Annotated in this window: 21 protein-coding genes and 1 pseudogene; 4 read left to right on the top strand and 18 right to left on the bottom strand. The window is 42.2% G+C overall.

Annotation, left to right across the window (positions count from 1 at the left end; genetic code table 11):
- Positions 1-9: 9 nt before the first annotated feature.
- The 4 genes from recJ to QFZ72_RS08930 all read right to left on the bottom strand — a co-directional run bounded on the left by recJ (position 10) and on the right by QFZ72_RS08930 (position 5,500).
- Positions 10-2,358, bottom strand: a complete 2,349-nt coding sequence (gene recJ / locus QFZ72_RS08945) for a single-stranded-DNA-specific exonuclease RecJ (RefSeq protein WP_307432054.1) — start codon at positions 2,356-2,358, stop codon at positions 10-12.
- A gap of 60 nt (positions 2,359-2,418) precedes the next feature.
- Positions 2,419-2,763 carry a LapA family protein gene (locus QFZ72_RS08940; protein ID WP_307432051.1) on the bottom strand — a complete coding sequence of 115 codons (345 nt, stop codon included), beginning with the start codon at positions 2,761-2,763 and terminating at the stop codon, positions 2,419-2,421.
- Between the two features lie 155 nt (positions 2,764-2,918).
- Positions 2,919-5,165 carry a protein translocase subunit SecDF gene (gene secDF, locus QFZ72_RS08935; RefSeq protein ID WP_307439673.1) on the bottom strand — a complete coding sequence of 749 codons (2,247 nt, stop codon included), beginning with the start codon at positions 5,163-5,165 and terminating at the stop codon, positions 2,919-2,921.
- 41 nt (positions 5,166-5,206) lie between these two features.
- Positions 5,207-5,500 (bottom strand): post-transcriptional regulator, encoded by a 294-nt coding sequence (locus QFZ72_RS08930; RefSeq protein ID WP_307432048.1) that lies wholly within the window; start codon positions 5,498-5,500, stop codon positions 5,207-5,209.
- Between the two features lie 145 nt (positions 5,501-5,645).
- Between QFZ72_RS08930 and spoVB the strand changes: the two genes are divergently transcribed.
- Positions 5,646-7,211, top strand: a complete 1,566-nt coding sequence (spoVB, locus tag QFZ72_RS08925; protein WP_307439671.1) for a stage V sporulation protein B — start codon at positions 5,646-5,648, stop codon at positions 7,209-7,211.
- Positions 7,212-7,214: 3 nt separating this feature from the next.
- Here spoVB and QFZ72_RS08920 read toward each other — a convergent pair whose 3' ends face one another.
- Positions 7,215-7,865: a DUF421 domain-containing protein gene (locus tag QFZ72_RS08920; RefSeq protein WP_307432046.1), complete on the bottom strand. Its 651-nt coding sequence runs from the start codon at positions 7,863-7,865 to the stop codon at positions 7,215-7,217.
- Between the two features lie 151 nt (positions 7,866-8,016).
- On the opposite strand from QFZ72_RS08920, the gene QFZ72_RS08915 reads away from it, so the two are divergent.
- Positions 8,017-8,397 (top strand): TIGR04086 family membrane protein, encoded by a 381-nt coding sequence (locus QFZ72_RS08915; RefSeq protein WP_307439670.1) that lies wholly within the window; start codon positions 8,017-8,019, stop codon positions 8,395-8,397.
- Positions 8,398-8,478: 81 nt separating this feature from the next.
- On the opposite strand, the gene yajC is transcribed toward QFZ72_RS08915, so the two are convergent.
- The 12 genes and pseudogenes from yajC to nadB form a co-directional block, all read right to left on the bottom strand.
- Positions 8,479-8,763: a preprotein translocase subunit YajC gene (gene yajC / locus QFZ72_RS08910; RefSeq protein ID WP_223436937.1), complete on the bottom strand. Its 285-nt coding sequence runs from the start codon at positions 8,761-8,763 to the stop codon at positions 8,479-8,481.
- Between the two features lie 21 nt (positions 8,764-8,784).
- Positions 8,785-9,930, bottom strand: coding sequence for a tRNA guanosine(34) transglycosylase Tgt (tgt, locus tag QFZ72_RS08905; protein ID WP_307432043.1), 1,146 nt, complete (start codon positions 9,928-9,930; stop codon positions 8,785-8,787).
- A 29-nt stretch (positions 9,931-9,959) separates the two neighbouring features.
- Entirely contained in the window at positions 9,960-10,988 is a 1,029-nt protein-coding gene (gene queA, locus QFZ72_RS08900) for a tRNA preQ1(34) S-adenosylmethionine ribosyltransferase-isomerase QueA (RefSeq protein WP_307432040.1), read from the bottom strand.
- A gap of 18 nt (positions 10,989-11,006) precedes the next feature.
- Positions 11,007-11,207, bottom strand: a complete 201-nt coding sequence (locus QFZ72_RS08895) for a DUF2905 domain-containing protein (protein ID WP_307432035.1) — start codon at positions 11,205-11,207, stop codon at positions 11,007-11,009.
- Positions 11,204-12,205 (bottom strand): Holliday junction branch migration DNA helicase RuvB, encoded by a 1,002-nt coding sequence (gene ruvB / locus QFZ72_RS08890; protein ID WP_307432032.1) that lies wholly within the window; start codon positions 12,203-12,205, stop codon positions 11,204-11,206. Before ruvB ends, QFZ72_RS08895 begins: the two co-directional genes overlap by 4 nt.
- Before the next feature lie 11 nt (positions 12,206-12,216).
- Positions 12,217-12,825 carry a Holliday junction branch migration protein RuvA gene (ruvA, locus tag QFZ72_RS08885; protein WP_307432030.1) on the bottom strand — a complete coding sequence of 203 codons (609 nt, stop codon included), beginning with the start codon at positions 12,823-12,825 and terminating at the stop codon, positions 12,217-12,219.
- A gap of 112 nt (positions 12,826-12,937) precedes the next feature.
- Positions 12,938-13,501 (bottom strand): intercompartmental signaling factor BofC, encoded by a 564-nt coding sequence (locus tag QFZ72_RS08880; protein ID WP_307432028.1) that lies wholly within the window; start codon positions 13,499-13,501, stop codon positions 12,938-12,940.
- A 167-nt stretch (positions 13,502-13,668) separates the two neighbouring features.
- Positions 13,669-14,397: a YhcN/YlaJ family sporulation lipoprotein gene (locus QFZ72_RS08875; protein ID WP_307432026.1), complete on the bottom strand. Its 729-nt coding sequence runs from the start codon at positions 14,395-14,397 to the stop codon at positions 13,669-13,671.
- A 554-nt stretch (positions 14,398-14,951) separates the two neighbouring features.
- Complete coding sequence (gene safA / locus QFZ72_RS08870) at positions 14,952-16,694, bottom strand: SafA/ExsA family spore coat assembly protein (protein ID WP_307432023.1); 1,743 nt, start codon at positions 16,692-16,694, stop codon at positions 14,952-14,954.
- 186 nt (positions 16,695-16,880) lie between these two features.
- The gene (gene nadA, locus QFZ72_RS08865; RefSeq protein WP_373464672.1) at positions 16,881-17,975 is read right to left on the bottom strand and encodes a quinolinate synthase NadA; all 1,095 of its coding nucleotides are present in this window, start codon (positions 17,973-17,975) and stop codon (positions 16,881-16,883) included.
- A 28-nt stretch (positions 17,976-18,003) separates the two neighbouring features.
- Positions 18,004-18,835 (bottom strand): annotated as a pseudogene (gene nadC, locus QFZ72_RS08860) (carboxylating nicotinate-nucleotide diphosphorylase).
- Entirely contained in the window at positions 18,822-20,405 is a 1,584-nt protein-coding gene (nadB, locus tag QFZ72_RS08855; RefSeq protein WP_307432016.1) for an L-aspartate oxidase, read from the bottom strand. Before nadB ends, nadC begins: the two are co-directional and overlap by 14 nt.
- A gap of 97 nt (positions 20,406-20,502) precedes the next feature.
- On the opposite strand from nadB, the gene QFZ72_RS08850 reads away from it, so the two are divergent.
- Both QFZ72_RS08850 and QFZ72_RS08845 read left to right on the top strand, forming a co-directional pair.
- A complete protein-coding gene (locus QFZ72_RS08850) occupies positions 20,503-21,651 on the top strand; it encodes an IscS subfamily cysteine desulfurase (protein ID WP_307439668.1) in 1,149 nt (382 codons plus the stop codon).
- A gap of 4 nt (positions 21,652-21,655) precedes the next feature.
- The gene (locus QFZ72_RS08845) at positions 21,656-22,204 is read left to right on the top strand and encodes a transcription repressor NadR (RefSeq protein WP_307439666.1); all 549 of its coding nucleotides are present in this window, start codon (positions 21,656-21,658) and stop codon (positions 22,202-22,204) included.
- A gap of 41 nt (positions 22,205-22,245) precedes the next feature.
- On the opposite strand, the gene pheA is transcribed toward QFZ72_RS08845, so the two are convergent.
- The gene (pheA, locus tag QFZ72_RS08840; protein ID WP_307432014.1) at positions 22,246-23,103 is read right to left on the bottom strand and encodes a prephenate dehydratase; all 858 of its coding nucleotides are present in this window, start codon (positions 23,101-23,103) and stop codon (positions 22,246-22,248) included.
- Between the last annotated feature and the right edge of the window lie 4 nt (positions 23,104-23,107).

Here is a 23,107-nt window from a genome sequence, read left to right as displayed (position 1 = left end):
TTGTCCTCCTCATGCATTGACAAGCGTTGACGATATTTTCATTCTTTCATCAAACCATGTTTTTAAATCCTGGTATGACGAATATAGTAGCGTATTTTCAAGCTCTAATTGCTGAAGCTTAGAAGCATACGCAGTAGATTCGGCTAGATCTCTTTTTGGCGGATGATGATTGACAGAAATAATGCCATTCTCTATTGTAGCAAATTCCAGGTCAAAAAACACCTGTGACATGAAATCTATTGTTTCTTTCGACCAGCCTTTATGCCGGGCAAGCGCTTCTGCATGTTTTTTTAAGTCAAATGACCCTTTTTGTTTCAAAAATCCATAATACCATTTGAAGTGTTCCCTTGTCGGTATTGTGGCAAAAAAATGTTCCGTATGCTGATGGAAAATAGCATAGATCCGGTCCGGGCGCGCTCCTTCAAAAAGAGCATTCAGATGTTCGATAGAAGATGGCGTGTCAATGAATGTGACATATTTATCTTTTAAATCCAAGTCGTCCGCAGCTTGGCCGCTTTCCAAATATAGAATATTGAGATCCGAGCCTTCAAGCAAAGAGAGCGTTTCTTTTTGGAAAACTATATGGACATTTTTTTCATCATTTATTTTTTCAATCGCTTTTTGAAGATTGCGGGTTCCTCTTGCATCAAAAAGCTGCCACTCATTGACAGCGAGATCCTGGATCATGAATTGCGGCTTTCGGAAGTTATTCCATTCATTAATAGATAATTCACCAACCAGTGACACTTTTGCAAGAGGAGCCATATGATCATGAAGATGTCCGAATCCAAATCCAATACAATCGAGCTGCTGATGATTTTGTTCAACCGCCAGTTTCAAATGTGATTGATCTGACCCTATCTTCCTCATCGATCCTAATTGAACGGAGTCAAGCAGGAAGAGAGGCTTTGGGTTGCTCATGCCAAACGGAGCGAGCAGCCCAATTTCTTCGATGGAGTCCGTAGTGATTTCGGAAAGAGTACATTCTGCATCAATTGTTTTGATGGGTATGAAATCTTTGTCAGTCAGCTTCTCAGCCGCAAGAGCATTCAAGCGCTGTCTCAATTGGTCAACATCATCAATGTCAAGTGTCATTCCAGCTGCCATTGGATGACCTCCGAAATGCGGCAGAATGTCCCGGCACGTTGACAAATTAGCAAATAAATCAAAACCCGCAATGCTTCTTGCAGATCCTTTAGCCATTCCCTTACCGTGGTCAATACTTAAAATAATCGTAGGTCTATAATATTTCTCTACCAATCTCGAAGCTACAATTCCGACAACGCCTGGGTTCCAATCTTCTTTTACCAGAACAAGAACCGGATTTTCTTCAATCGGATACATTGATTCTACTTGTTCGATTGCTTCTTCCGTAATTTGAGAGACGATTTTCTGTCTTTCTTTATTGAGCAGGTCAATGTCTTTTGCAAGACTTTGAGCCTCATCATCGTCTTCTGACATTAGGAGATGAACAGCCGGATCAGCAGATTCCAGCCTTCCTACGGCATTTATCCGCGGCCCGATGGCAAATCCGATCGTCTCTTCATTTATATCTTTTCCGTCAGCTCCTGCTGCTTTAAGCAGCGCTTTTAACCCTTTTCGTTCTGTTCGTTTTAATTGCTGTATACCAAGGCGTGCAATCAGGCGATTCTCGCCGTGAAGCGGTACAAGGTCCGCGATGGTTCCTATTGCGGCAATTTCAAGCAAATGCTCTGGTGCTTTGCCAAGCAGTGCGTGGGCAAGCTTAAATGCTACGCCAACACCGGCTAACTCTTTGAAAGGATATTGGCAATCGGGCTGCTTTGGATGGATAATCGCATAAGCATCTGGAAGAACCGGTCCTGGTTCATGATGATCAGTTATGATCAGATCAATACCCAGCTCTTTTGCAAGAGCAGCTTCATTCACAGCCGAGATCCCTGTATCAACCGTAATGATTAAAGAAAAACCTTCATCATGAGCATGGCGGAAAGCCATCTCATTTGGACCATAGCCTTCAGTAAAACGATTAGGTATATAAAAATCAGCATTAGCTCCGAGTGAGTTAAGCGTTTCTAGCAGAACCGTCGTAGAACTCACTCCATCTGCATCATAATCTCCAAAAATCAATATCTTTTCATGATTCGCCATGGCATCGTTTATACGCTTAACAGCTTGTTCCATTCCAAGGAGCATGAATGGATCAAAAAAACCATGCTTTTCAATATTCAGGAATTGGTCGGCCTGCTCAGCAGTCTCAATTCCGCGGTTTAATAACAATGAAGCAATCAGAGGAGTAACATTCATCGTATTTATCAATTCATCAGCTTTATCTGAATGGTGTTTAGAAACATCCCATCTAGTCTTCGCTTTCAGCAAAAAAATCACCCCTTAACCTCACTATTATACTAGAGTGGGTAAGGGGTGACAAACTGGAAATTATAATTCCTCTGATGTCTGGCCGATTTGCTTGGCTCCGTGCGCACTGCTTGTTGTTTCATGTACAAGCGGATCTTTTTTGAGCGCTTCGTTTTCATTTATAAGCTCTGCCTTTTCCTTTTCGAGAACTTTCACTTTGCGCTGAAGAGCATAAATTCTCGTCAGTCCTGCAGAAGCAATCATAAGTCCTCCAAGCAGAACGGAACCCAGAACAATCAGAATAAGCGGCCATTCAGCTTGACCGAATAAATAGTCAACTTCAACTGGATCCACATTTATGACAGCAAAAACCGCAACAATAAGTGCAAAAAGAATCGCAAAAATAAAACTCCATTGCCTCTTCATTTTCTTTCCCCCTTCTGAAAATCTCTCTTCTTTATACCCTTTTATTAAAATCATTCAAACAATTATAGGTAAAGGGATATTCTTTGGCCTAATAATATCTTATCCAGCAGATACGGTCAAAATTAAAAAACCGCGATTGCTCGCGGTTTCTCTTTTTATACGACGGGTTCGTCATTTTCCTGCACTTTTTTCATCGTGCTTTTCTTCTTAATCTCTTTCCATTTCCAGATCATCCATAGCTGTGCTGCTATAAATAATGAGGAGTATGTGCCGGAAATTAATCCGATAAGCAGTGCTATTGAGAAATTCAGAATCGACTCGCTTCCTAATATCATCAAAGCAATAACACAGAATACGACTGTCAATACAGTATTTACTGATCGTGTGAATGTCTGCTGCAAGCTTCTGTTTACAATATTTTTTAGATCATCATACGTTTTGACCTTTGTCTTTTTATATAGCTCCCGAATCCTGTCAAAGGTTACGATCGTGTCATTAATAGAGTAGCCCACGATAGTCAGAACCGCTGCTATGAACGTAACATCCACTTCCAGGCGGGTGATACTGAAAACGGCGATAATGAAAAATGCGTCATAGAGCAGGGCAATAACAGAGGCTATTGCCATTTTATATTCAAATCGCAAGGAAACATAGATGATGATTCCAAGTGAAGCGATTAAAACACCATACATCGCATTTCTCGCCAATTCTTTCCCAACTGTAGGCGAAACCGTGCTGACACTTGGTTCCTTCCCATATTTTTCATTGAAATACTCTTTTACTTCAGCGATCTCATCTTTATCAAGTACTCCGATAAATCTGGCTACCGCGGTTTGATTTTGACTGCCGGATAAAACGATATCCTTCGCCTCAAGGTCAAGATTCGCAAGCTCTGCTTCAACTTCTTCAGCTGTTAAGGTCTTTTCCGCTCCAATCTCTATCCGGGTTCCGCTTGAAAAATCAATCCCAAGATTCAATCTGAACACAAGGAGGAGAACCACCCCTGCAGCAAGCAATATTCCTGAGGCAGCAAAGAATTTTTTCCGGTGCTTAACAAAGTCTACCTTATCAAACTTTGTAGGAGCATCAACATCTTCTGTTGATTTGCTCAAATCTATAATGTCTTTCTTATTTACTCCAAAATACCCTGGCTTTTTATCAAGCCACTTGCTTTCCACCAATAATCCAAGCAGGATTCTGCTTAAGAAAACAGATGTTAAAAAGCTCACAAGTATACTTAATACAAGACTTGTTGCAAATCCTTTGACCGCACTGGTACCGAAGAAAAACAGGACTCCGCCTGCAAGCATCGTAGTGATATTCGCATCGAAAATAGTGGCAAACGAACGGCGGTTTCCAGCTCTGTACGCTGATCTTATGGACTTGCCAAGCTTGATTTCCTCTTTAATTCTCTCGTATGTAATGATATTGGCATCAACTGCCATCCCGACTCCCAAAATCAGGGCTGCTATACCTGGAAGTGTTAAAACAGCATTCATCCAATCAAAAACTTGAAGGACAAGATAAAGGTATGCACTTAAAGTTACGATTGCAATGAACCCCGGCAATCGATAGAAGTAGAGCATAAATAAGAAAATAAAGCTGATCCCGATAACTCCCGCAAGAACCGTTTTCTGCAGCGCTTCTTCACCAAACTGCGCTCCTACCGAAGTAGAATAGGTTTCATCAAGTTTAACAGGAAGTGATCCAGCATTTAGAAGATTGGCAAGATCTTTTGCTTCTTCAACTGTAAACTGGCCTGTAATCGTTACATCGGTTGTATTAAAAACTTCTCCGACGTTTGGATTTGATAAAAATTTTGGTGATTCTTTTGTAACTTCTTCTTTATATGAGTCACCTTTTTCGTAATCAAGCCAAATAACAAGCTGATTTTCGGGCTGCATCGCCACGATTTGCTCTGTTACGTTTTTAAACTTTGCAGCATCCTTAAGTTTAACTGCTACGATAGGTTCTTGTGTATCTGGATCAAAGGTCTGTTTTGATGCGCCTTCCACAAGATCCGAGCCATTCATCATGACTTTATCATTTACATCCCGAAATGTGAGCTCTGCCTGAGTGGAGAGAATTTCCCTTGCCTGGCTTTGATCCTTGACTCCTGCAAGCTGAACTCTGATTCTGTTTTCTCCTTCGATTTGGATGTTAGGTTCACTGACACCAAGCACATTCGCTCTCTTTTGAAGAGCATTCACTGTACTTACCAGTGCATTGCGGTCGATCTTATCGCCTTCATTTGCAGGCTTTACATCATATAGGATTTCAAAGCCGCCCTGAAGATCAAGTCCAAGCAAGATATTATCTGCAGTTTTGTTTCCAAAAGCTCCAATCAAACTGCCTACGCAAAGGACGAGTAAGAAAAAACCGATAATGCGTCCTTTTTTCACCATGTTGTTTCCTCCTTAGAAAAAAAACCATTCAATATGTATTAACTTTCATTGATGCCGAGTTTTTTGCCTTCTTCACTTTCAAACCAGCTACCCGCCTTATAAGATTCAATCGTTGCGAATGTCATGAATTCATTAGGTTTGATGGCCATAATATCAGCAACCATTTCATACACCATCAGCTCATTTTTTTTCTTCCATTTTTTATTTCTTAGGAAATTCCAAAGCTCTGCTACTGTGACTTCGCCATAATCGAGGATTTTAAATTCCTCTGCTTTGCTGACTAGCGCCGGCTTTACGTGATGGCGATATTTTTCAATTTCGTCTTTTTCCATCATGACACGCTCCTTCACCTGATCATTTGCGGGTTAATATATCTTGAATAAGCCTTTGCTTGAACATACTTGTCATGCTTGGCCAATCATAGCGCATATAGTAATTGTATATGATTACAAGCTATTTGAGAAGGCAGGGAAAGCCATGTCCAAGCAAACATTTTTACAGGGAACATTAATATTGATAGCTGCCGGTCTGATTACCAGGGTTCTGGGGTTTATAAACCGAATCGTTGTGGCGCGCTTTATAGGGGAAGAAGGCGTTGGATTATACATGATGGCGATGCCCACACTGGTCCTTATTATTACGATTACCCAGTTCGGTCTGCCTGTTGCAATATCAAAATTAGTTGCGGAAGCTGAAGCCGAAGGAAATCAGCGGAAGATCAAAAAAATCCTGATCGTCTCTCTTGCGATTACAGGGTCACTTAGTCTTTTATTCACTCCGGCAATCATTCTCCTTGCTCCCTATTTGTCAAACTCATTGCTGACAGACCCAAGAACGCTGTATCCGCTGCTTGCGATTACTCCAGTCGTTCCCATTATCGCGATTTCATCTGTTCTCAGGGGCTATTTTCAAGGAAAGCAAAACATGAGGCCTGCTGCGATATCCCAGGTGCTTGAACAAATTGTCCGGATATCTTTAATTGCTGTTTTTACAAAAACGTTCCTTCCGTACGGGATTGAATACGCTGCAGCAGGGGCCATGGCATCAGCCGTCATCGGAGAACTGATTTCCCTGCTTTACTTATTCTCGATGTTTAAGATGAAAAAGAAATTCAAAATCAGAAGAAAGTTCTTCAAATCATTGCACGACGGAAAAGATACGTTTCAAAACTTAATGAGCATTGCACTCCCAACAACAGGAAGCCGCATGATCGGTTCCATTGCCTGGTTTTTTGAACCGATTGTTGTCGCACAAAGCTTGGCCATTGCAGGATTTACAGCAGTGACGGCAACAAAACAGTACGGTGAATTGACAGGGTACGCCCTTCCGCTGCTTATGCTGCCGTCATTTATTACATACTCCTTATCAACCGCACTTGTCCCGGCAATCAGTGAAGCCATGGCTCAAAAAAAGCTGCACCTTGTTCAGCACAGACTTCAGCAGGCATTCAGACTGTCTTTAGTGACAGGCGGTTTCGCCGTAGTTATTTTATATATCTATGCCAATCCGATGATGATGGTCATGTACGGCAGCAGCCACGCTGCGATCTTTGTCCAGGTCATGGCTCCCTTTTTCATCTTTTACTATTTCCAGGGTCCCCTTCAGGCAGTTCTGCAGGCACTTAACCTTGCAAAAGCAGCAATGATCAATAGTTTTATCGGTTCAGCCATTAAAACCGCCCTGATTTTCCTATTAGCAACCCGCCCTTCACTCGGTATTATGGGAGCTGCCCTTGCCATTGTAGCGGGAATTATGCTTGTCACGCTGCTTCATTTAGCAACTGTCATGAAGGTGGTCTCCCTGACCTTTCGGATTGGAGAATATGCCAAGTGCTTTTTGACAATGATTCTCTCAGGAATAGCGGGTTATTATTTCTATCAAATGCTCTCTCTAAGCATGGGTATTAATTTAATCATTTCTGTTACCTTTACTTTCACGATTTATTGCATCCTTCTGGTCGTCTTCCGCTTAGTTCTTAAGGAAGAATTGAAAAGAATTCCTTATGTAGGAAACACACTTTCTAAGCTGGCACCGCGGCGTTAATGTTTATTTTTCATCTGTCAGGTCGATAAAAAATGCCCCCTTATTATGTGTGCACAAGGAAATATTCTTTAAATCTATGTAGCCAAGTTCTCTAAGCTGCTGCCTTAGCCACAAGTTTGTCTTTCCGATTCTGAATAAATTTTCCTCTTGAATCAATCCGTCAATTATTAATGGCAGCTGCAGTTCCTGACGTTCATTGTCATGTTCTTTTTTTATAACAGATAACTTCCCTGATGGTTCAAGGATGGCAAAATCCACTTCGCTGATATCGTTAATATCCTTTTCCCTTAGCTGGATGAGAAGATCATCAAAATTATAGCGCTGCGTTTTCATGGCATGTTCATTGATTTTGCCTCTATCTATGATGATTGTCGGCTTTCCGTCCAGCAGTTTTCTTACTTTATGATTTTTTAGCGACAGATAGGCAAGGCCAATCTGGATGCCAAGCAGCAGAAACATGGGAATGACGGTATGTATCAATGGATCCTCCGTATTTTCAATGGCCATAACTCCCATTTCTGCGATCATTAAAAAGACAACAAGATCCAGAATGCTTAATTCGCCAATTTCCCGTTTTCCCATCAGTCTGAAGATAATAACGATCATTACATATAAAAAAATCGTCCGTGCCATTATGATTATAGCATCTTCCACCAAATAGCCCCCTTTGCTTACACAGTTACATTTATTTTGAACGGATAAATCATTTTCATGTAAAGCAAATTGATTCTATTTTCATTTGATGTGAATAGGATGGTAATAAGACGAGCAAAAACAAGCTGACTGGAATAAGGGGGAGATTGCAATCGAAACGCGAAGATGGAGTAAAGCCATTCTTTACGGATTAACCAGTATTTTAATGGTAGCACTTGCAACAAGCTTACTTTTTTCATTGCTGCTTAAATTTACGGGGTTAACGGAAGATTCTATTAAATGGTTTATACTGGGACTCTCATTTTTATCCGTTTTCATTGGCGGATTTATTGCCGGAGGAAAAGGAAAAGAGCGCGGATGGCTGATCGGAGGCACAACAGCAATCCTCTATACATTAATTATTTTTTTATTTCAATTTTTAGGCTACGGGAAAACATTTACAATGGAGCAGACCATGTATCATGGGGGCTTCCTTGCCATAGCTATGCTAGGCGGGGTAATGGGAGTGAACTTGTCCGGCTCGTCCAAATAGCATCTTGAGACGTTCGTTCTATAAATAAAAACCAAAAAGAAGCGCATCAATAGCGCTTCCTTTTGCTTATGCCTTATGTAATTAGGCCTTTTCCATTGTGATGCCTTTTTGCTCAACAACGTCGCGAACAGCGCGGCGGTCAAATGTCAGGCGTGAGCCATCACCAGCTTTGATGATTACTTTTTCTTCATCGATTGAATCAACGATGCCATGCATACCGCCAATCGTTACGACTTTGTCGCCTTTTGACAGACTTTCCTGCATTTCACGCACTTTCTTCTGCTGTTTCTGCTGAGGACGGATCAGTAAAAAGTAAAAGATCGCAAACATTAAGATTAACGGTCCAACCGTAGTCAATAATTCCATATTTTTCACCCCTTTCAAATATTAAAAGTTTTTAGCATTCGGCTTGTTAAAACCATATTGTTCAAAGAATTCATCTCTGAAATCCCCTAATCGGTCTTCACGGATTGCCTGTCTGACCTGCTCCATTAATTTTAACAGAAAATGAAGGTTATGGTAAGAAGTTAATCGGATGCCGAATGTCTCGTCACACTTCATTAAATGACGGATATAAGCGCGGCTGTAATTGCGGCAAGTGTAGCAGTCGCAATTCTCATCAATCGGACCGAAGTCACGGGCATATTTAGCATTTTTCACAACTAAACGTCCGCTGCTTGTCATTAATGTGCCATTTCGCGCAATTCTCGTTGGAAGCACGCAGTCAAACATATCAACCCCTCTAACTGCTCCGTCAATCAATGAATCAGGAGAGCCAACACCCATCAGGTAACGGGGTTTATTGGACGGAAGCAAAGGCGTTGTCGATTCAAGCACACGGTTCATTATGTCTTTTGGTTCTCCAACGGAAAGGCCCCCGACAGCATAGCCCGGGAAATCGAGTGAAACTAAATCTCTGGCACTTTGCTTTCTTAATTCCTCATATTCGCCGCCCTGTACAATCCCGAATAATCCCTGATCGTGAGGACGCTCATGCGCATTCAAGCAGCGCTCTGCCCATCTGCTTGTCCGTTCTACAGATTTTTTCATATAGTCATATTCAGCCGGGAACGGAGGGCATTCATCAAATGCCATCATAATATCAGAACCGAGCGCATTTTGAATTTGCATCGCCTTTTCCGGCGAAAGAAACAGCTTGTCGCCGTTCAGATGATTTCTGAAATGAACGCCTTCTTCTTCTATTTTCCGGAATTCACTTAAACTGAAGACCTGGAAGCCGCCGGAATCTGTTAAAATGGCACGGTCCCAGTTCATAAATTTATGAAGCCCGCCAGCTTCCTTTACAATCTCATGGCCAGGGCGCAGCCATAAATGATACGTATTGCTCAAGATGATACCAGCGCCCATCTGCACGAGTTCTTCCGGGGACATTGTCTTTACAGTAGCCAATGTGCCAACCGGCATAAACACTGGCGTTTCAAATGAACCATGAGGGGTATGAACACGGCCGAGTCTTGCACCGGTTTGTTTACATGTTTTAATTAACTCATAACGTATTGGTGATGATGACACCTTTTTTCCTCCTTCAAGGCTGTTTTTCTTCAGATGATAAGCATAGCATCGCCAAAGCTGAAAAATCGGTATTTTTCCTTGACTGCCGTTTCATAGGCATTCATTACATGTTCTCTTGTTGCTAACGCACTGACCAGCATAATCAAGGATGATTTTGGCAAGTGGAAGTTTGTGACCATACCGTCAATCGCACGGAATTCATAGCCAGGATAGATAAAAATATTTGTCCATCCGCTCTCTTCAATGAATTTCCCTTCATTTTTCGAAGCTATTGTCTCAAGAGTGCGTGTTGAAGTTGTCCCAACCGATATAATCCGCCCGCCTTCAGCGCGCACTTGATTTAGCAGCTGAGCTGTTCCTGCACTCATTTGATAAAATTCAGCATGCATTTCATGTTCTTCTACTACATCAGCGTTTACAGGCCGGAATGTTCCCAAACCAACGTGAAGAGTGATAAACGCAATATGAACCCCTTTTTCTTTCAATTGATCTAAGATCTGCTCAGTAAAATGAAGTCCTGCCGTTGGGGCTGCAGCTGATCCTCTCTCTCTTGAGAAGACCGTCTGGTACCGCTCCTGGTCATCCAGCTGCTCTTTGATATACGGAGGCAGCGGCATTTTACCCAAAGCATCTAAAGCCTCATAAAAAATCCCTTCATATTTGAACTCAAGCAATCTCCCGCCGTGTTCAGACTCGCCAGTGCACACAGCATGCAGAACGCCGTCTCCAAATACTAGTTCAGTGCCAATTTTTACACGTTTTGCCGGTTTCGCCAGAACTTCCCAGACATCGCCTTGCTCTTGCTTCAGCAAAAGCAGTTCAATTTTTGCCCCCGTGTCTTTTTTCTCCCCAATTAAACGGGCAGGCAGCACACGGGTATTATTAAGAACAAGACAGTCTCCCTTATGGAAATAATCAATGATTGTTCTGAATTGTTCATGGTGAATGGAGCCTGTTTCTTTATCTAGGACCATCAGCTTGGAAGCATCGCGTTCTATAAGCGGCACTTGTGCAATTAGTTCCTCTGGCAAGTTAAAATCAAATAAATCTACTTTCATTGTTTTTCACCTTTTCTATTATTTGAACCGTCCGAAAACATTAAACAAGATTGTCAATAAGATACTGATCACAATGGATGTAACAATCGGAAAATAAAAAGTCGCACTTCCTTTTTTGAATACAAAATCTCCAGGCAGCCTTCCAATAAGCTGCATAAATAATCCTGCGAAAAAAAGAACGGCACCCATCATCATCAGCATTTTGGGAAATTGGGTCATTTTTCAGGAGCCTCCATTTGAAAGTGATGGTAAACTGCTTCCGTTACCATTCTACCCCTTGGAGTGCGTTGTATAAAACCGATTTGTAAAAGATATGGTTCATATACGTCTTCAATCGTATGGGATTCTTCTCCGATTGTAGCTGAAATCGTATCAATTCCAACTGGTCCGCCCTTATACTTTTCAATTATCCCCATTAAAAGCTTGTGATCAATATGATCGAGTCCCAATCTGTCGACCTGAAGTTTTTCCAATGCATCCTTAGCAAGCTTTCCCGATACAATTGACTCGCCGCGCACTTGGGCAAAGTCTCTTACCCGTCTTAGTAATCTGTTGGCAATTCGCGGAGTCCCCCTCGATCTTCTTGCAAGCTCGAGCGAAGCTTCTTTTTCCATGCCAATTCCTAAAATGTCTCCGGTCCGTTCAACAATAAGAGACAGCTGCTGTTCATTATAATATTCAAGTCTGCTTAGAACTCCAAACCGATCTCTCAGCGGAGCCGTGAGCAAGCCGACACGGGTTGTGGCTCCGATAAGTGTAAACGGAGGCAAATCCAGACGGACAGATCGGGCCGAAGGGCCCTTTCCAATCACAATATCGAGACAGAAATCTTCCATCGCCGGATACAGCACTTCTTCAATAGAGCGCTGAAGACGATGTATTTCATCAATAAATAACACATCCCCAGGCTCAAGAGCTGTTAAAATCGCAGCGAGGTCACCCGGCCTTTCAATAGCTGGTCCTGATGTTGTGCGGATATTTACGCCCATTTCGTTTGCAATAATTGTTGCAAGCGTTGTTTTCCCAAGGCCCGGAGGACCATATAAAAGGACGTGATCCAGTGTTTCGCTTCTAAGTTTAGCCGCTTCAATAAAGACTTTCAGGTTTTCTTTTACTTTATCCTGGCCGATATATTGAGATAAAGTCTGAGGTCTTAAGCTTAGCTCGATTGCACCTTCATCTAAGTCCGCTTCACTTGATACAAGACGTTCATCCATGTCTTTTCACCTTACTTTAATAGCTTTTGCAAAGCTTTTTTCACATACTGATCTGTCGATAAATCTTCTTCCATCAGTGATGGAACGACCTTATTTATTTCTCGTTCAGCATAGCCGAGCACCTTCAGAGCTTCAAGCGCTTCGTTCAGTGCTTTTGAGGCAGTTTCTTTTTGTACGTGCTCTTCATGGGTAAACAAGTCCGGAGCAAGCTCCCCTGCTACATCGGCAAGTTTCCCTTTTAGATCAAGGATTATCTGTCTGGCAGTCTTCTTTCCTACACCAGGAAACTTAATAAGGAACTTCTCGTCCTCATTTTCAATCGCACCGACTACTTGCGAAGGGTTTCCTGAAGCAAGTATGGCGAGAGCTCCTTTTGGCCCGATTCCTGTAACGTTCAGGAGCTTCATAAATAAAGCTTTTTCTTCTCTCGTATGAAAACCATATAAAGCGAGGATATCTTCTCTAACATACTGATATGTAAAAATCGTCACTTCTGAAGAGCGATTGCGCTGATAGCTGAATGGATTTGGAGTGTGCACCTGATAACCGATTCCGCCATGGTCAATGACAATATATTCCGGAGTAACAAAATCAATATAGCCTTTAATAAATTCAATCAAAACGTTATTCACCTCTTTACAACTGTACCTCATTGTATCATAATTTTTTCTTTTGCCTGTAGTAATAATCATTAAAAAACAGAAAAAGCCAGCGCTTTTGCACTAGCTTTCTTTATTTCACATCTGCGGGTGAAGAATATGCTTTATATGACTGAATGACCTCTAAGTATTGATCCTTTGATTGTATGCGGATTCCCTGCCTTAATTCATCATGCTTTCGTGTTTCAAGTTTTCTGACATCAATCTGAAAGAATGACTGAATAATTTCCGAAGCATCGTCAGGCCTTCCATTAAAAATAGAAAAAACACCTTCCGATGAAATGCCGAAATACCCGTTTGCTTTTAGTAAAGGGGAGATATCATCCATTTCTTTTTGAAAAATGATCTGATTATCGTCCTGATCAATTAATTGCCAACCTTCATATTTTGCCCAGAAATCTTCCATTGCCAAGATGGTTTCTGTTTTCACTTCTTCACTGATTTCCCCATCCAAATAGATTCGTTCGAGCACCACTGTAACGGTCAGCGGACCGCTTACCTCATAGACTTCATTTTTCTTTTCCGCCTTATTCTCTGATGCACTGGATTCATCCTGATGGAAAGAAGGAATGATGAAAAACGATGTGACTATGACGCAGGCAAAGGCAACAATCAGTAAACGATGAGACGACATCATCACATACACCCCATATCATGAGCTATTTACCCTAAAGGTAATTATTCGTCATTTCTAGTTTGACCAAAAATAGAAATTTTAACCTTTCATGATTTTTTTCTTTGATTATGCAGTGAATGGGGAAAACATAAAAAAGGGGCATCTTTACAGATAACCCCCTTCATTATTTATCTGGCCTGTTGAAATGGTTCTCTCATCACATTGCCCATATCATCGAAAAGATCCCTGATATCGGTATCAATTGTTTTTTTCGGCTGTCCGTTCTCAATATTGTCATTAATTGTTCTGACGCGAGTAAAGGTTCCTTCATCTGTGACAACCTGAATTTCTTTTCCCTTTGCAGCTGAACGCACAGCATTTTTAACGGCATTTTTAACATCTTCGTCGTTTTTATCATCTGTGTCAATCGCCACGAGCACCTGATCTCCATTTACAACAGTGCGGACATCATCCACTTCTTTGACATCTGCAGCTTTTTCAGAAACATTTTTAGCAATGGCTTCTTCTTTGTCGCTGTAATAATTAACTTGCTTTACTTGGCCATGATAGTTCTCATCTGTTCTGCTGAAACGGTTATTTTTTTCAAGCATGCCGTCTTCATTAGAAAGCGGGGCGGTCGGATTATCCATTCTTCCATTATGAAAAGCATCATCGCGATCATTTACTTTTGTGAAGTAATTATCATTCATGTCGCCTTCCATCATTTCTGTAAATGGTCCATCGTTATCCACGTTATCCACGCCATCGTTATCGTTGCGGTGCTCATCTGAATAATAACCGATTGGTCTTGTGGAATCATCATATCTTGTGTCAAGTGCGCCTTCATTATTGTTGCACCCTGCAAGTCCAGTTGCAGCTATAGCAATTGCAGCAAATGCAGTAACTTTATGCCTCAATATTAAAACCCCCCTGATTTTCTAACGCGAGCAAATCCCGCTCTTATATAGGTTGCTCGTTCAAAGAAGCATTAATCTGTTAGGTTAACGGTAAGTTCTTAAAATAATGGAGGGGATTTTGTATTTGAGCAGAACTCGTTTTAATCGTTCATTTTATTACTTGTATATTGGGGCAAAATAAATCAGGGAATTTAAAGTCCCAATTTTTTAACGGCTGGCCATAAAACATTTTGAGATAAAATGCGGAGGCACCGGATCAGATCCATTACGTCAGCAATGAATTCTTTTGTAGCGAATAAAAGCATTTTATTTGAAAGTGTTCAATTTATTAGCGGTTATTTCATTATGAAAGCTAGCAAGTACTGATTTTCGCTAAAAAAAGTCCTTTTCAGCTTATTAATAAGAATAAATGCTGAATCCATAAAATCCACTCGCTCATACATATCATTAAACTGCACATTCAATTTTTTGGGGCATCCCTTGCATCAATGGGGAAATTTTTATTCCTAACTAAAAAAAGAGACGAACTATATGTCTCGTCTCTTACATCTATATTAATCGTCGTCTTCATCATCAAATCTCGGCATCCCAAATTGGCTGTCCTGACCGAACTGGCCGCCCTGGTCAGACTGTCCAGGCATTCCTCCGAACTGGCCGCCCTGGCCAAACTGTCCAGGCATTCCGCCAAACTGGCCGCCCTGGCCAAACTGTTTAGGCATTCCGCCAAACTGGTCGCCCTGGCCAAATTGTTCAGGCATTCCGCCATATTGGCCGCCCTGACCAAACTGACCCGGCATTCCGCCATATTGGCCGCCCTGACCAAACTGACCCGGCATTCCGCCATATTGGCCGCCCTGACCAAACTGACCCGGCATTCCGCCATAGCCTTGGTGTCCTCCAAATCCTTGGCCTGGACCTCCGCATCCGCAATCTTCTTTATCCATAGCTGGGCTGACTGCCGGCGGCTGATTGTTCATTCCCTGATCCCATGCACCGGCTACACCATGTGGCATGTTTGGACCTCCGCTGAATGCTCCCTGTACTTGCGGCGGAAAGCCATAACCCGGCATCGGAGGAAAGCCGTAACCCGGCATCGGCGGAGACACTGGGTAACAGCCCGGCGGATATCCTCCTGGACCTCCATATCCTGGACCCCAAAATCCTGGACCTCCAAATCCTGGGCCGCCATATCCTGGACCTCCAAATCCTGGGCCGCCATATCCTGGACCTCCATATCCTTGCTGCCCATATGGCATATGCATTTGCTGTTGAGGCATATATGCTCCCATTACGTCGTCATCGTCATCGTCATCATCAAAAGGCTGATAAGGCTGCTGCGGCATTCCTCCAAATGGAGCCTGCTGATTAGGCATGCCATGTGGCTGCATTTGCGGGCCTCCGAATCCTGGGCCTCCGAATCCTGGGCCTCCGAATCCTGGACCTCCGAACCCTGGACCTCCGAACCCTGATCCGAATCCAGTACCTGGCATGACTGGTGAAACAGGGTAACAATCATCTGCGCCGGGACCTGGACCTTCAGGTGCCTGATCCTGCGCACCGGCTACAGCACCCTGGTTCTGATTCGGAACCCCGCCTTGGCCACCGGGAAATCCTTGTGGTCCGTGACCGCCTTCATAAGCCCCCATCACTCCTTGCTGCAGCATGCTCGGCTTGTTTTCCATATCCTTTGTAGCCTCCTCTTTCTTAGCAGGTGAAACAGATTTTGGCTTTTCAGCCGGTTTGTGGGCTGGCTTTTCAGCCGGCTTCATCATCTCCGGCAGAACATTAGATGGCTTTGGCGGAAGCTGCGGCTGTGGAGCCTGCGGCATCATCGCCATATTCAGCATATAGTAGTTATTAATATCAAGCTCTGGATATGCTGGCTGTTTAATGTCCGGCACTGGCGGAACATATGGCACCGATGGCTTTTCTTTCGGCACTTCCTTTGGTTTGGTTTCTGTGACTTCCATCACTTGTTTAGGTTTTTCTTTTGCAAAAGGATGCTCAGATTTCGGCATTTCCTTCGGTTTGGTGTCTGTGACTTCCATCACTTGTTTAGGTTTTTCTTTTGCAAAAGGATGCTCAGATTTCGGCATTTCCTTTTTCCCTGAAAAGCTAACTTTTGTTTCATTTTTAACAGGAACTCCGCTGCTTGGAACTTTTATTTTCATACCAGGCATGATTAAGTCAGGGTTGCTTAGCTGGGAGTTCATTTTTTTCAATTCTTCAAAATCTACCCCATATTTTTTGGCAATTTTCCAAAGCGTATCGCCTTTTTGAACAATGTGGATTTTCAACCTTTCCCCCTCCTATGCTTGAAACTTTATCGCATATGATCAGCAGGCAAGTATGCCATTCTTCTTCATCACAACTTATGCTTAAGAAGACAAATATATGTTTCACGCACAATAAAAAAACTGACAAACTTAAGATGATGGCAGCTCGTGTCTGCACTTATTTCATCTTATTTTGCCAGTTCAAATTTATACGTGTGCAAGCATGCGCTCTAAAGCAAGGACAGCATGCTCTGTTGTTTTTGGATCAACTTTTATTTGATTGATAATCTTTCCTTCTTCAAGTCCTTCGAGCGACCATAATAAATGCGGAAGATCAATTCTGTTCATCGTTAAACATGGACACATAAATGGATTTAGCGATACAATTTCTTTGTCCGGATGCTGATCAATGATCCGTTTGACAAGGTTCATTTCCGTTCCGATAGCCCATTTGCTTCCTGCAGGAGCTGTTTCAATCGTGTCGATTATATATTTTGTAGATCCTGCCAGATCACTTGCAGCCACAACTTCTCTGCTGCATTCCGGATGGACGATGATTTTCATATCAGGCTTGGAATGGCGTAAATCATCTATATTTTTCACTGTGAATTTTTCATGAACTGAACAATGGCCTTTCCATAAGATCACGATAACATCCTCTGGATTTCCTTCATATTCAAGCTCGTTTGTCATTGGATTCCAAATCGCCATTTTATCAAGAGGAACACCTAAGTTAAAAGCCGTATTTCTGCCTAAATGCTGATCAGGCAAAAATAAGATTCGCTGTTTCTGTTCAAAGGACCAGCGCAGCATTTTTTCTGCATTTGAGGAAGTGACGGTTGCACCGCCATTTTTTCCGACAAATGCTTTAATGGCCGCTGTAGAATTTACATAAGTCAAAGGCAGAACTGTATCCCCATACATTGCCTGAAGCTTTGTCCATGCCCGCTCAGTCTGCTCTATATCTGCCATGTCAGCCATTGAGCAACCTGCTCTCATATCCGGCAGCAGCACATTTTGACCTTCACTCGTGAGCATGTCTGCTGTTTCGGCCATAAAATGCACTCCGCAAAAAACAATGTATTCTGCCTCTTTATTTTCTGCCGCAGCCTGTGCAAGCTGCAGGGAATCCCCGGTTATATCAGCAAACTGAATAACCTCATCTTTTTGATAATGATGGCCAGGTATCAGCAAACGGCGGCCAAGCTTTTCTTTTATCCGTTTTACCCTGCCAATCATTTCCTCTTCTGAAAGTTCTTTATAATGATGCGGCATTTTTTCATTTGTCTCAAATTGAAGCATATCCAATACGTTCACTGTAACTTCCTCCTTATTCTGCATTCATGCTGAGATCAAGAGATTTGGCGGAATGAGTTAGCATTCCAAGTGAAATAAAATTCACTCCGGTGTCACCGTATTCAGCCAGATTTTGAAGGGTAATTCCTCCCGAAGCTTCTGTAATAATTGACGGCGGTGTAAGACTTGCAAAAGCTTTAACTTCTTCAGGTGTCCTGTTATCAAACATGATGATGTCCGCCTTTGCTTCTATTGCCTCAAGCAGCTGCTCTTCAGATTCAATTTCAACTTCTACTTTAATCATGTGCCCTGCATGAGCCCTTACCTTTTTCACAGCTTCAAAAATAGAACCGCTGCTTGCAATATGGTTATCTTTAAGCATGATTCCGTCATACAAGCCAAATCTATGATTGTATCCGCCGCCGCACCGGACTGCATATTTTTCGATCATTCTCAAACCAGGTGTCGTTTTCCTTGTATCACAAATCTTCGTATGAGCAGAATTCAGGCTTTTTTACTGCCTGATTTGTAAGTGTAGCTATTCCGCTCATTCTCTGAAGCAAGTTTAATATGACTCTTTCTCCAGTAAGCAGGGAAGCGATTGGACCTTCAATGACAGCTGCATGTTCGCCCTTTTTTATCTGTTCACCATCACGTTTCAGCAATCTGACTGCTACGCTTTGATCCAGAATTTCATACCCGGTTTTGATTACATCGGCACCCGCAAAAATTCCGTCTTCCTTAGCTGTAATAGTGGCTTTTCCTCGCTGAGCATTTGTAAAAATATACGAGCTCGTAGCGTCATGATCACCAATATCTTCAATAAAGAAAGCTTCTAATTGTTTTTTCAGTTTAAGTAAATTCAATTTCCATCACCTCTGAATCATTCTTTAATTCTGTATTGTATTTAGAAAGAAGAATTTGTTTTTTTAGCCATAATCGGTCATCTTTATAGGGATGATCTGTTCTAAAGTGACCTCCCCTGCTTTCTGTTCTCTGCAGTGCGGAAGTCACTATAAGCAAGCCTGCTGTCAGCATATTCATTCTTTCATATTCTATATTTGTGAAGTTATTCACATTGATATCCCAAAAAGAGATTGGCCATAAGAATTTTTCAAACCAGCATTTCGCAATTAAAAGTCCTTCTTCAGAACGCTCAATGGCAGCATAGTTTGTCATCATCCATTTTATCTCCTCTTCGGAAGGGAAAATAACATCCTGTTTCCTGCTGGTTCTGATGTTTACTATTTCAGTTTTTTTAATTGCATTTTGAGAAAAGTTTAAGATATGCACACCTAGACGGCTGCCAAACACAAGACCCTCAAGCAGCGAATTGCTTGCCAGCCTGTTTGCACCGTGAACTCCTGTACAAGCAGCCTCTCCTACAGCATATAACTGGCCGACAGAGGTTTTTCCATCCACATCTGTTTTAATGCCGCCCATTAGAAAATGCATTCCCGGGGCTACAGGGATTAAGCCTTCATCTATACTGACACCATATTTTTTACACATAGCTGAAATAGTTGGAAAGCGGCTTTCAAAGGCTGGAATGGACGAGATATTAAGGAAAATGCGATGTCCTTTTTTCATCTGTGAAAAAATAGTTCTTGCAACGATATCCCTTGGAGCAAGATCTCCAAATGCATGAACACCTTCCATGAACCGGATTCCATTCTCATTTTGAAGAAAGGCTCCTTCTCCTCTTACAGCTTCAGATATAAGCCCTACACATTGGCCATTAATCAGAAGCATCGTCGGGTGAAATTGAGTAAATTCCATATCGGTGAGGACAGCACCTGCTCGAAATGCCATTGCAAGTCCGTCACCTGTTATGACGCTTGAATTGGAAGTATGTTTGTAGAGACTGCCGCAGCCGCCGGTAGCGAGAATGGTATGTCCGGCAAAATGCTGCTGAATGTCACCTTTTGCATTCCGAGTAAACACTCCTCTGCATACTCCGCCGCTGATGATGAGATCAAGCGCCATTTCATCTTCAATAATTTCTACGTTTTTACCTAGCTGCGATAATAAAAAATGTACAACTGCTTTTCCTGTGGCATCTCCGCCTGCATGGAGGATTCTGCTGAATCTGTGTGCACCCTCCTGTCCAAGCAATAATTTCCCGTTTGAATCTTTGTCAAATTGAAATCCGCCTCTTATAAGGGTGAGTACTTCCTTTGTCCCTTGTCTTACAAGCAGTTCAGAAGCAAAAGGATCATTATGATGAGATCCCGCCGTCATCGTATCTTCGTAATGACTCTGCCAGCTGTCATATTTATCCACAGCTGCTGCAATTCCCCCTTGGGCCAGCATAGAATTGCTCTCGTATTTACTTGATTTTGTCAGAATGGTTACTTTTTTAGAAGATTGAAGCTGAAAGGCTGCAGACAGCGCTGCAATTCCGCTTCCAATAATTAATACATCCGTTTGAGGCACAAAATAACCCCCTATTCTTTACAAGTGTCTTGACACTTATATTTACACAAAACTAAAATAATGACAAGAGATTTTTTTAACCCAGAGAGGAGATTAAATTTTGATTTATCTAGATTATGCAGCTACAGCACCAATAAGCGATGAAGCACTTCTTGTATTTGCCGAGGCATCAAAAAAAGCGTTCGCAAACAGCAATAGCCTGCATGATGAAGGAGATGCCGCCAGAACGATCTTAGAAGCTTGCCGCAGGAAGATTGCATTGCTGATTGGCGGTACTGCTTCAGGGATTTGCTTTACGGGTGGAGGCAGTGAATCCAATGTGCTTGCCATTGAAACACTCCTTAAAAATGCAGGAAAACATAAAAATCATATTATTGCCTCTGCCCTAGAGCATTCTTCTATCTATAATTATTTAAAAACACTTGAGCAAACAGGATTTGAGGTAACATTTTTATTGCCGGACAAACATGGTAAACTACATGTAGAAGCAATAAGAGATGCCGTTAGAGATAAAACAGCGCTTGTTTCAATTCAACACGCAAATTCTGAAATAGGCTGTATTCAAAATTTAGAGGAAATCGGTCATTTTTTACATGATAAGCCGGTTTATTTTCACAGCGACTGTGTTCAGTCGTTTGGAAAGATCCCCATCAAAGCGGATGAATGGAAAGCGGATGCCATTTCACTTTCCAGCCATAAGGTGTATGGACCAAAAGGTGTCGGCTGTCTCTATTTGAATCCGCGTGAACATTTTAATCCTGTTATACCCGGAGGCACTCATGAAAACGGCTTTAGAGCAGGCACGGTGAATGTGCCGGGAATTGCCGCATTTACATCTGCTGCCGCAACCGCTTGTTCTGTCATGCACACGGAATTCAGAAGACTGAAATCATTGAAGGAAAGTTTTTTTGCCATGCTCAACCACTATAGTGAACACGTTCACATTATTAATAAAGATTTAGATGATCAGCTGCCGTCTATTATCGGCCTGATTATTCGGGGCATTGAGGGGCAATATATGCTGCTGGAGAGTAATCGCAGAGGGGTAGCCATTTCCACAGGTACAGCCTGTCAAATTGGCATGCAGATTCCTTCTAAGACACTGACGGCTGTCGGGCTGACTAATGATGAAGCCCTGCAGTACATTCGCATTTCAACCGGAAAACATACAAAAGCCGAAGATCTTGATAAAATGGCTGGCATCATTGGAAAAGCAATCAGCGAGAAATATATGGAAAGGACGTAGGGTCATTATGAACGAAGGTAAAATCCCTGGAACGAAAAGAAGAGAATTAATCCTGAATTGGCTGAAAGAAACGAACGTGCCTATGAAAGGGAGCGAAATGGCCAAAAAAACAAATGTCAGCAGGCAAGTTATTGTTCAGGATATTTCTTTGTTAAAAGCACAAAACGAACCGATTCTTGCAACAAGCCAGGGCTATATATATATGAGACAGGAAAATGATGCCCTGCCTGCATTTAAGCGCATCATCGCCAGCAGCCATAAACCGGAAGCAACGGCTGAAGAACTGAATATCATTGTTGATTACGGTGTAACGGTCAAAGATGTCATTATTGAACATTCTGTCTACGGGGAATTGACAGCATCCATCATGGTGAGCAATCGCAAGGAAGTACGGGATTTTATCGAAAAAATTGAAGAAACAAAGGCAGCCTATTTATCACAGCTGACAGAAGGATTGCACTTGCATACATTAGTAACGGACCGAGAGGAAAAATTAGAAGAAGTGTGTACTGCTTTGAAGGCAGCAGGATTTCTTGTTAGTGAAGAAGATTGAAAAAAATTAAGACCGGCTAGCATATGCGAGCCGGTTATTTTTTATATTATATAAGCGCTGTACGTTCCGAGAGTCCGAACACCGCAGCCCAAAGCTTCAAGCTCTGCCATTGCCCCGGGAATAAGGACTTCATCCATCTTCATATCAATGTCAATGATAAAAAAGTAGTTTCCAAGACCCGTTTTCATTGGTCTTGATTCAATTTTTGATAAATTCAGCTTTCTCCACGAAAAAGCAGATAGAACCTGGTGAAGAGCCCCCGACTGATCTGAAGGCAATGTAATCATTAGAGTTGTCCGGTCTGTTATCTTATTTGTTTTGGTCTTGATATATGTATGCTGGTCCGGATGCAGCACCGCAAACCGAGTATGATTATGGGTATAATCATGGATATTTTTACGGACAATTTTGAGATTATATTCTTTTGCTGCTAAATCATTTGCGACAACCGCCATATTTTCCTCTGGATGCTCCTGAATGTATTTTGCAGCTGCACCTGTAGATGTCGCGTACTCAAACTTCGCTTTAGGCAGCTGATGATGAAGAAATTTATGACATTGTGCAATCGCATGGGAATGAGAATAGACTCTCTCTGCATCTTCCCACGATTCTTCCCTGGATGGGTGGACCATCAAGTGCTGCTGAATAGGCGCCACAATTTCCCCAATGATGGAAAGCGGCTGTTCATGAACGAGGTAATCAATTGTTAAGTTAACAGAACCCTCTAACGCATTTTCGAGCGGGACAACAGCTACGTCAATTTTCCCCTCAGCTACTGCATCCATGCACTGCGGAATGGTCAGATATGGAACATGCTCTGCATGATCTTCGAAAAATTTTGTAACAGCAAGATGTGTAAAGGTTGCCGCCGGACCTAAATATCCAATTTTATATGTCATAAGA

It is taken from the genome of Bacillus sp. V2I10 (genome assembly GCF_030817055.1).
Taxonomy (GTDB): domain Bacteria; phylum Bacillota; class Bacilli; order Bacillales; family Bacillaceae; genus Bacillus_P.
Note: the sequence above shows the minus strand (reverse complement) of the source record. Positions and strands in the feature narration are given on the sequence as shown.

Excerpts from the sequence above, each read along its gene's own strand:
- QFZ72_RS08880 (WP_307432028.1), bottom strand. The coding sequence starts at position 13,501 with ATGATGTCGTCTCATCGTTTACTGATTGTTGCCTTTGCCTGCGTCATA.
- QFZ72_RS08930 (WP_307432048.1), bottom strand. The coding sequence starts at position 5,500 with ATGGAAAAAGACGAAATTGAAAAATATCGCCATCACGTAAAGCCGGCG.
- spoVB (WP_307439671.1), top strand. The coding sequence starts at position 5,646 with ATGTCCAAGCAAACATTTTTACAGGGAACATTAATATTGATAGCTGCC.
- queA (WP_307432040.1), bottom strand. The coding sequence starts at position 10,988 with ATGAAAGTAGATTTATTTGATTTTAACTTGCCAGAGGAACTAATTGCA.
- QFZ72_RS08895 (WP_307432035.1), bottom strand. The coding sequence starts at position 11,207 with ATGACCCAATTTCCCAAAATGCTGATGATGATGGGTGCCGTTCTTTTT.
- QFZ72_RS08940 (WP_307432051.1), bottom strand. The coding sequence starts at position 2,763 with ATGAAGAGGCAATGGAGTTTTATTTTTGCGATTCTTTTTGCACTTATT.
- nadA (WP_373464672.1), bottom strand. The coding sequence starts at position 17,975 with ATGCTTCAATTTGAGACAAATGAAAAAATGCCGCATCATTATAAAGAA.
- pheA (WP_307432014.1), bottom strand. The coding sequence starts at position 23,103 with ATGACATATAAAATTGGATATTTAGGTCCGGCGGCAACCTTTACACAT.
- yajC (WP_223436937.1), bottom strand. The coding sequence starts at position 8,763 with ATGGAATTATTGACTACGGTTGGACCGTTAATCTTAATGTTTGCGATC.
- ruvB (WP_307432032.1), bottom strand. The coding sequence starts at position 12,205 with ATGGATGAACGTCTTGTATCAAGTGAAGCGGACTTAGATGAAGGTGCA.